Genomic DNA, 7,453 nt, shown 5'->3' with positions numbered 1-7,453 from the left:
AAATCATCATCGCCACCGGTGAAGGTGCGAAAGCGTCGCTGAGTGCGTTTGATTATTTGATTCGGTCCGCGTAACGCGCATTGGCGAGTACCGTGCAATGTGTCGTGCTTGCAGGCTCGCTGGTTCTTCGCAACACACCCGCTGAGGCGTCCAATCCCACCTCAGCGGGTCTATTAGTCTTGAATAAACCTGCCTTAGAAAAAGACCAGCCTGATATCTTGGCTGGTCACCCCTGATGTTATCGGCTTTCAAAAAAAAGAATTATATTTTTATCGGTGTTTCGAAGAGAAATATAACTGAGGGAGGCGGATAAGTAGAGTGGAGAAATTACTTCATTGAGGGAGTAAAAATCACTTAATGTGAAGATAGCCGATGACAATTTTTGGTTTGTCATCGACTACGACGGTTCTGTACACATCACGCCTCTAAATCCTGCTCATAATCTTTTTTGAAACCTATTTTCTTATAAGTCATGATGCGTTTCGGTACATAACGGTGCAAATTTATCTTTTCACAGAAGAGCTTAAAATCATCCTGATGGCTAACACCCGCTTTAGCGTACATCGCTGCCAATCGGTTCTCAACCGTACGTGCTGAAATGAAAAGCGCAGAGGCAATATCTTTACAGCTCATCCCTTGCAACCGGAAGAAAATAATTTCACACTCTTTTTCGGTAAACACATCGTCTGGTTTATTAAGCAGTAATGAACCGGGCAGTTTACCCTTAACAAAATCGTTGGGTGTAAACACCTCTAAGTATTTCAAGGAATGGAATGCACCGATACACCGATTCTCTTCATCATAAAAGGGAACTTTACGACAAATATAAGGCATATCGACAGCTTGAGGGTGCAACTCCAGCATGACCTGAGGCTTGCGGGTGGCAACCAGGTTCCTGTCCTGCACACGCCATTCCTCCAAGGTATCTCCGTTTTCAAACAGACAAGACGGAATTTCATAATCATAGCGGTCTATAATTTCACTTGTCGATCTTAACCCCGCTAATTTAGCGAACGCGAGGTTGGAATACAAAACCGGACCGTCTGGCGTACGAATACAATAAGGGTCAGGCAAAAGGTCCAATGAACGTGTCAACATTTTCGGAATAATGATATCTTGACGTGTATTTTTCTGAGAATCTGGCATAATCTGTTCTCCCTTTGAGATAAAATAAATCGTAATTATCACATCTGAAGAACAAATTATATCAATAACAGATTCCCGTTTAATTACTGTTGTTGGATGGTGTTTTTTATCGTTAAACTTCTTACGATGCCGATGATTTTCCTGCACGTCTTATCACAACAAACAATATATTTCAGAATAATCTCTTTTTTACCGCACAATTCCAAACAATTAAAACAACTCGCTATAATTTTGGGTACTATGCTCTCAACGTACTCCGTCGTTAAGCCACTTACACAGCGAAGGCGAACGCCAACATCATTCACCTTCGCTGGCTACCTTAAGTGCTGGTTTGTCTTTGCAACGTCAACAATCCCTTGCCTTAATCGCAGGTAGCTACAGACCAATTTTCTACGATCTCGGGGATGCTTCGCAATCACAGGTGATCTGGTGATTGCCAACCCCGTTTCTGGCACTTTGCGTTATTCCGGTGAGAAGTGTCGTAAAATCTGTCATATCACTCAGCAAGAACATTGTGCCAAGAGTCAGCGAGAAGCCATAAACTGGAAACAGTTTGAAGCTCATTTTCTTCGTTAAGATTGAACAAGGCTTCTTGAAAAGAAACATTCATACCATTTAAATTCATCATTTGGTTGGATTTCACATAACTAAAACTGCTTCTTAGCCGTTCTAATTGAGGAGGGTTATTTAAGTATCTTTTTAAGTTTCTTTCCGCTTCGTCAAATGAGGTGTAAAAATCAAAGGTTTTTAATTCACCATCCTTATTCCTCATTTCAAAATTACCTTGGCAAAAGTAGCGCTCCAGTATAGATGAATCAACTACGGGCATATTGTTGATTTTTATTCCTGCCGCATGAGGTACACTGGACAAGTAGCAAAAAATGACATTTTCTGGCTTCAGGTCAAATATAGCATTTTTATCATGAATTTCTCTAAATCGATCATACTCAGAAAGGAAGAAATTTATCTTTTGTTTGGCATTTGAACCTTTCATCTCATTTAAATTATTATGATACCCCATAACACCTGTTCTGTAGATAAACGACTTTGCCTCTATCAAAAGATAAGTTTCACCGATCCTTATAATAATATCTATTTCTTCATTTTCTTTCCCCTTTGACTGCTTAAACCCGAGAGCCAACACACGGCAAAACCCTGTCTGTAGTATTTTGTTATTATAAATCTGATCAGCTATTAGCTTTGCGAAAAACTTTTCAAAGAACTTCCCCTTTTTCAGCTCTTTTATATTTAGTTGAGTTTTTACTACTTCATCAATAACTCTAGTAATTTGCCCTCCCATGAAAACACCCAAACTAATATAATAACTCCCATCTATCTCATAAATTGGCTTGAGATAAAAATCAGATAATTTACGCTTACTGTTAGTATGAAGTTCAACTAATTGCTCGGCTTTTAATTTGCTAATATTTATACAATACGTTAAAATATTAACTAATTCATCTTTAGAAAAAATTACGGGCTGATTAAATCTTCCTTTTTTTAAAAAACACTTGATTATACAAGTTGACAATCTAATAAAAACAATCCAAAAATACCGCACATCAAACAATGTCAAATGTTGAAAATCATTTAAAGGAATATTTTCATAACCTCTATAGTAAAATGGGTGTTGATTTAGTATCAATTGATGCTGAATGGAAGTATCCTCATCAGGTTCATCATAAATGATATTAAACCTATCATTTGTAATGAGAATATCACTTGGCATAAATTTTATTTTTGGATCAACAAATCCTCCATCACGATATGCTCCATGCAATAATTGTAACAAATGATCTTTGAATCGTTGAACGGCAATTTTCTCGCCAAAGTCAACATCACAATCACTAGGGGATAGTATGATCCCATCCTCGTTATTTTTAAATGTCCAATTTGATTTTGTTATCTTCTCCCATTGATTTTGCAAATAAATCCTTTTGGAAGCTAAGCTGTATAATTCATGATATATATCTTTTTGTTTATATCTTACAACCTTTTGATCTGATATTTTTATACATAATTGACTCGATTCATGAATAGTTTCCAATAAAGAATCAAGGTTTTCCGTGAAACGGCCATTTTCACTATCTAGGAATAAATTAAGAATCAAATTTTGTTGATAAACCATGATCTCGTGCTCTGAGACCCCATTAATAACCTTAACTAATCTCGCGCATTTTTGGTCAATTTCTCTCAGTAACTCCCCAATAATTAAACCATCATTAAAAAGGCTAGATGTATTTCTTTCTTTAAGATCGAAAACCTCTGACCATTTTTTTGAATCAAAGAAGAAAGATGTTGGTATATATTCTTTTTCTTTCATATTTTATCCATAAATATTTATATTGTTAAAATCAAATCGCTATCAATTCAAAATATATGAATAACATCATTCATTCAATATATTTAATCTTTAAAATTTTTGAAACCAATCAGACTCCATATTGTTTTTATAGAGATAATAAGCTTGGACGCCATTTCTAACCTAATGAGTTCCTGATATAAAATTGAATATATTGATAGCCTTTGAACATACGTTAGTCCAAATGAATATAAATCCCCTCAGATATGAGCAGTTTCGATAAGAAGGGGAACTCTCGGAGGCGTCAAGATATTTTTTATCTAGTGTCGTGGAGCCAGTCCAAAGGCTACCTCCGCTTGAGCAACCATTGATTCAGTACGGATAGATACGGTAAAAATAGGTGCGCTAAGGCTATGACATAAAAAAGACGCGTAGCGCGCCGGGTGCCGCCAGTCAGTTACACGGGGTGAGATACTCGGTTACCGATCTTGCGGCAACCAACAGACTATACCCTACACATTTGAGCGGCAGCAAGCCGCTTCTATTCTATTCTGGTTTCGGCGATCGCAGGGATGCTTCGCAATCACGAGTAAGGTGGGTGCTCTACTCTCTGATGATTCATCACAGGGACAGGTCACACCATCACTGGCCCTGCGTTAGGTTTATTTTCCCAGGAAACCTGGAATAGACGATGTGGCAGTGGCTGCTTTTGCCTCGCTGAGAAGTTTCTCCCAGTCATCTGGCGGTTCGCCTGCTTTTAACATCCCTGCAAACACCTTATAGGCGTCTGTCTTTGAACCGTAAGCGCGAAGCGTATCGAAATCGTTTACCCAACCGATAATGATAATCTTATGCTCCGCGCTGCAACGATAGAACAAACGGAACTGCGACAAGAACTTTGCGCGGAACCAATGTTTGAATTCATCGCCTAAAGTGTCTCCCTGACGGTATTGCGCGTTGAGGGGGTCGGCTGCTATCCATTCCTCAATCACACGCTCAATCGCATGTAGGAGCTTTGATTCCTTCTTGCCAAGGTATTCGCTGGGCTTTGCGGCCTTTAACTCAGTAACCTTTTGTGCAAGTTCTGCAATCTGCTGCAAAAAGCATGAATGAAAGCAGATTTTCCAACCATTTACTGCTAAATACTCCATGTCTCACCGCCTTGCTTTTTTAGTTAGTCATCAGTAAGCGGCGCGTCTAAATCGACCTCAACTCCAGCAGTTAATGCTTTGATGCTTTCCCAGAAAGCCACCGGTACAGGGTGAATGTTCTGTGGGTTTTTCTTCATGTCGTTTTCGAGAAAAGTCAGAAACTGCGATACAACAGGGTCATCCTGTTCTTCTTCCTGTCGGGACATGATGACTTTGCCGCCTGCAAGCAAGGTGTACTTAATGTACTCACCCGGCTTGAGATGCAAAGCATCGCGTATTGCTGCCGGAATCGTTGTCTGGCTGCGTTCGGTGAGTCGAGACTCAGCGCGCAGTGACACGTCCGCCGTATTAATTTGAATAGTCATTGATTGAACCCTGCATAAGTTGCGCTTACTCGGATGAGCACGACAATTGTAATGCAGATGCATTGCACAATGCAAATGCATTAATCTTACTAAAAACAGACTTTGAACCGACGGTTAACCTGCTCCCCGTTGATTGACACACAGTGGTAATGACCATTGCAGCACCAAACGGTCGGACTGCTGGGCATCAGGTCTGCTATGCATGAGCAACAAACGTAACGTTCGTTCATCTAACAATAAGGCACTGGCATCAAGAACGCTGGTACTCTTTCTCCCCTCAGGCCGATACAAACCGCTACGACCATTTTCCTAAGAGAGAGAATGATGAACTATCAGGAGACATTGCAGCAGTTATTATTAAACGACCCGATAAGAATGAAGGCTCTGCGCGCTGCGCGGGGGTTAACACTGCGTGATGGCTGGATCGGCGCTGGGTTTGTGCGGGATGCCGTGTGGGATCACCGGCACGGGTATGGGCAAAGGCCGGTATCGGGTGATGTGGATGTTGTCTGGTTCGATGCCGAACGCGATGATCCGGCTTACGATCGCGACCTGCAAGAGAAACTGGGTCAACAAACACCTGAGTTCAACTGGTCGGTGAAGAATCAAGCCAGAATGCATCAACGTAACGGTAATGCTCCTTATCGCTCAACAGAAAATGCGCTGCTGTATTGGCCTGAGACCGCAACGGCTGTCGCCGCCAGAGTGGGAGATAACAATATTATTGAGATTCTAGCGCCCTATGGGCTCGACGATCTGTTTGAACTGCGTCTACGACCGACGCCGCCTTTTGAGCATGACAAGTTAGCTGTTTTCAGGCAACGCGTCGTTGCAAAACGGTGGATGGAGCGTTATCCCCTGTTGCAGCTTATCGCTCCCGCCTAATCACAACAGGTGAATGCGGAATTATCATTATTTACTCATTACTTATTGACGGTTGAGGCCGATATTTTAATCCAGACACTGGTGCATGCAGTCAATGAACATGTTCATCGCAGGGCTCACCGTTCTGCCTGCATGATAGGCACAAAGCGCAGTAATCGATGGCGGAGTCTCGGAAAATGGCAGCTCCTGCAACTCGCCCGATGCCAGTTCCCGCAACACACTGAAACGTGGCAAAAACGAAATCCCCAGATTACTGGCCACACATTGCTTTATGCTCTCAATGCTCCAGAGTTCAATGGTGTTCTCAAGCGTTATCTTTCTCTCGCGAAGCGCAGACTCAAAAATTTGTCTGAACACACACTGAGGCTCATTGATAATGAAGCTGACCGGAATGTGCTGCTCCCTTTGCGTAAAATCGACCTGCTGAAGCTGCGGGGATGCAACAAGCACCAGCTCCTGTTGCCCGAAATATTCCATGTGCAGCGCATCATCATTTCCGACGCGATAAAAAACGCCCAGATCCGTATGGTCAGCCAGCAGAGAATCACGAATGACATAGCAGTTAACCGACTGAAGCGACAGACGAACTTTTGGCGCTTTTTCCCTGAATAACCGGAGAACGTCCGGCATTTTATAGGCCAGCAGCGTTTCCCCTACCATGATCCGCAAATCCCCGGCGATATCTTCCTCACGGGAAGAAATCTGACGGATCCCGTCCAGTACACGCGTCAGTTCCCTCACCCTTGGCAGCAGTAATTTCCCGGCAGGTGTTAATACCATACGGCGACCCACTTTCTCAAAAACCGGGTACGCCAGTTCCTGTTCTAACTGCTGGATCTGAAAAGTAATGGTCGATTGGGTACAGCACAGTTTCCGGGCGGCTTGTGCAAAAGAGCCCTCCTCAACCACCGTTTTGAAGGTAATGAAGCGACGCAGATCCATACAGCTCCCAAACATATCGAAATATTGAAAATCTGACATTGAAAACATTCGCTTTTTTGAATGTTTCTGGGCGGATAATATGCGGCAGGACTAAGGAGATCACAAGTGACATCAACCATTATCAGTGGGTTTTTAACCTACACATTGATTACTGCATTGACCCCCGGCCCCAACAACATCCTGGCGCTTAGCTCGGTAAATCAGTATGGCCTGCGCCGCAGTATTCGCGTGTTGGTGGGCATGAGCGCGGGGATTCTAGTGCTTATGCTTGCCTGCGGCGCGTTTACCTTTACGCTGATTAGCCTTCTTCCTTCATTAACCCGATGGCTGGTCTGGATCGGTGCGGGATATATCCTCTGGCTGGCATGGCGCATTGCGACCCATGCGCCAACCACAGCAAACGGCAGCGGGCACCCTCTCAGTTTTTGGGTAAGTTTTTGGCTGCAATTTGCTAACGTTAAGATCATTCTTTACGGTATCACCGCCTTGTCTGCATTCGTTTTACCCTATACACAGGATATTTTTTGGGTAACGGCAGTCAGCATCCTTTTGGCGGTGATTGGCTGTGTGGGAAATCTGGTCTGGGCGCTGGCGGGGCATCTGTTCCAGTCGCTTTTCCGCAGGCATGGTCAGGTGGTCAATGTGGTGCTGGCTTTGGTGCT

The 7,453-nt window shown here is 42.9% G+C and carries 8 protein-coding genes; 3 read left to right on the top strand and 5 right to left on the bottom strand.

The features are described from left to right. Positions 1–74: hypothetical protein (locus J5224_RS35835; protein WP_413544714.1), on the top strand; the 74-nt coding region annotated here is incomplete at its 5' end. Positions 75–417: 343 nt separating this feature from the next. On the opposite strand, the gene J5224_RS22845 is transcribed toward J5224_RS35835, so the two are convergent. The 4 genes from J5224_RS22845 to J5224_RS22830 form a co-directional block, all read right to left on the bottom strand. Further along, complete coding sequence (locus tag J5224_RS22845) at positions 418–1,146, bottom strand: PAS and helix-turn-helix domain-containing protein (protein ID WP_264627540.1); 729 nt, start codon at positions 1,144–1,146, stop codon at positions 418–420. Between the two features lie 496 nt (positions 1,147–1,642). Beyond that, entirely contained in the window at positions 1,643–3,469 is a 1,827-nt protein-coding gene (locus tag J5224_RS22840) for a hypothetical protein (RefSeq protein ID WP_264627539.1), read from the bottom strand. Positions 3,470–4,110: 641 nt separating this feature from the next. Continuing rightward, positions 4,111–4,599, bottom strand: a complete 489-nt coding sequence (locus J5224_RS22835) for a type II toxin-antitoxin system YhaV family toxin (RefSeq protein ID WP_264627538.1) — start codon at positions 4,597–4,599, stop codon at positions 4,111–4,113. Between the two features lie 23 nt (positions 4,600–4,622). Continuing rightward, positions 4,623–4,964, bottom strand: a complete 342-nt coding sequence (locus J5224_RS22830) for a type II toxin-antitoxin system PrlF family antitoxin (protein ID WP_264627537.1) — start codon at positions 4,962–4,964, stop codon at positions 4,623–4,625. A 324-nt stretch (positions 4,965–5,288) separates the two neighbouring features. On the opposite strand from J5224_RS22830, the gene J5224_RS22825 reads away from it, so the two are divergent. Further along, complete coding sequence (locus J5224_RS22825; protein ID WP_264627541.1) at positions 5,289–5,849, top strand: nucleotidyltransferase family protein; 561 nt, start codon at positions 5,289–5,291, stop codon at positions 5,847–5,849. Between the two features lie 66 nt (positions 5,850–5,915). On the opposite strand, the gene J5224_RS22820 is transcribed toward J5224_RS22825, so the two are convergent. Then, on the bottom strand, positions 5,916–6,791 hold the full coding sequence (locus tag J5224_RS22820; RefSeq protein ID WP_264627536.1) for a LysR family transcriptional regulator: 876 nt from the start codon (positions 6,789–6,791) through the stop codon (positions 5,916–5,918). A 105-nt stretch (positions 6,792–6,896) separates the two neighbouring features. Between J5224_RS22820 and eamB the strand changes: the two genes are divergently transcribed. Continuing rightward, on the top strand, positions 6,897–7,453 hold a 557-nt coding region (gene eamB / locus J5224_RS22815), incomplete at its 3' end, for a cysteine/O-acetylserine transporter (RefSeq protein ID WP_264627535.1).

This window comes from Candidatus Symbiopectobacterium sp. NZEC135 (assembly GCF_025962695.1).
This window is presented reverse-complemented; position numbering and strand designations above follow the sequence as displayed.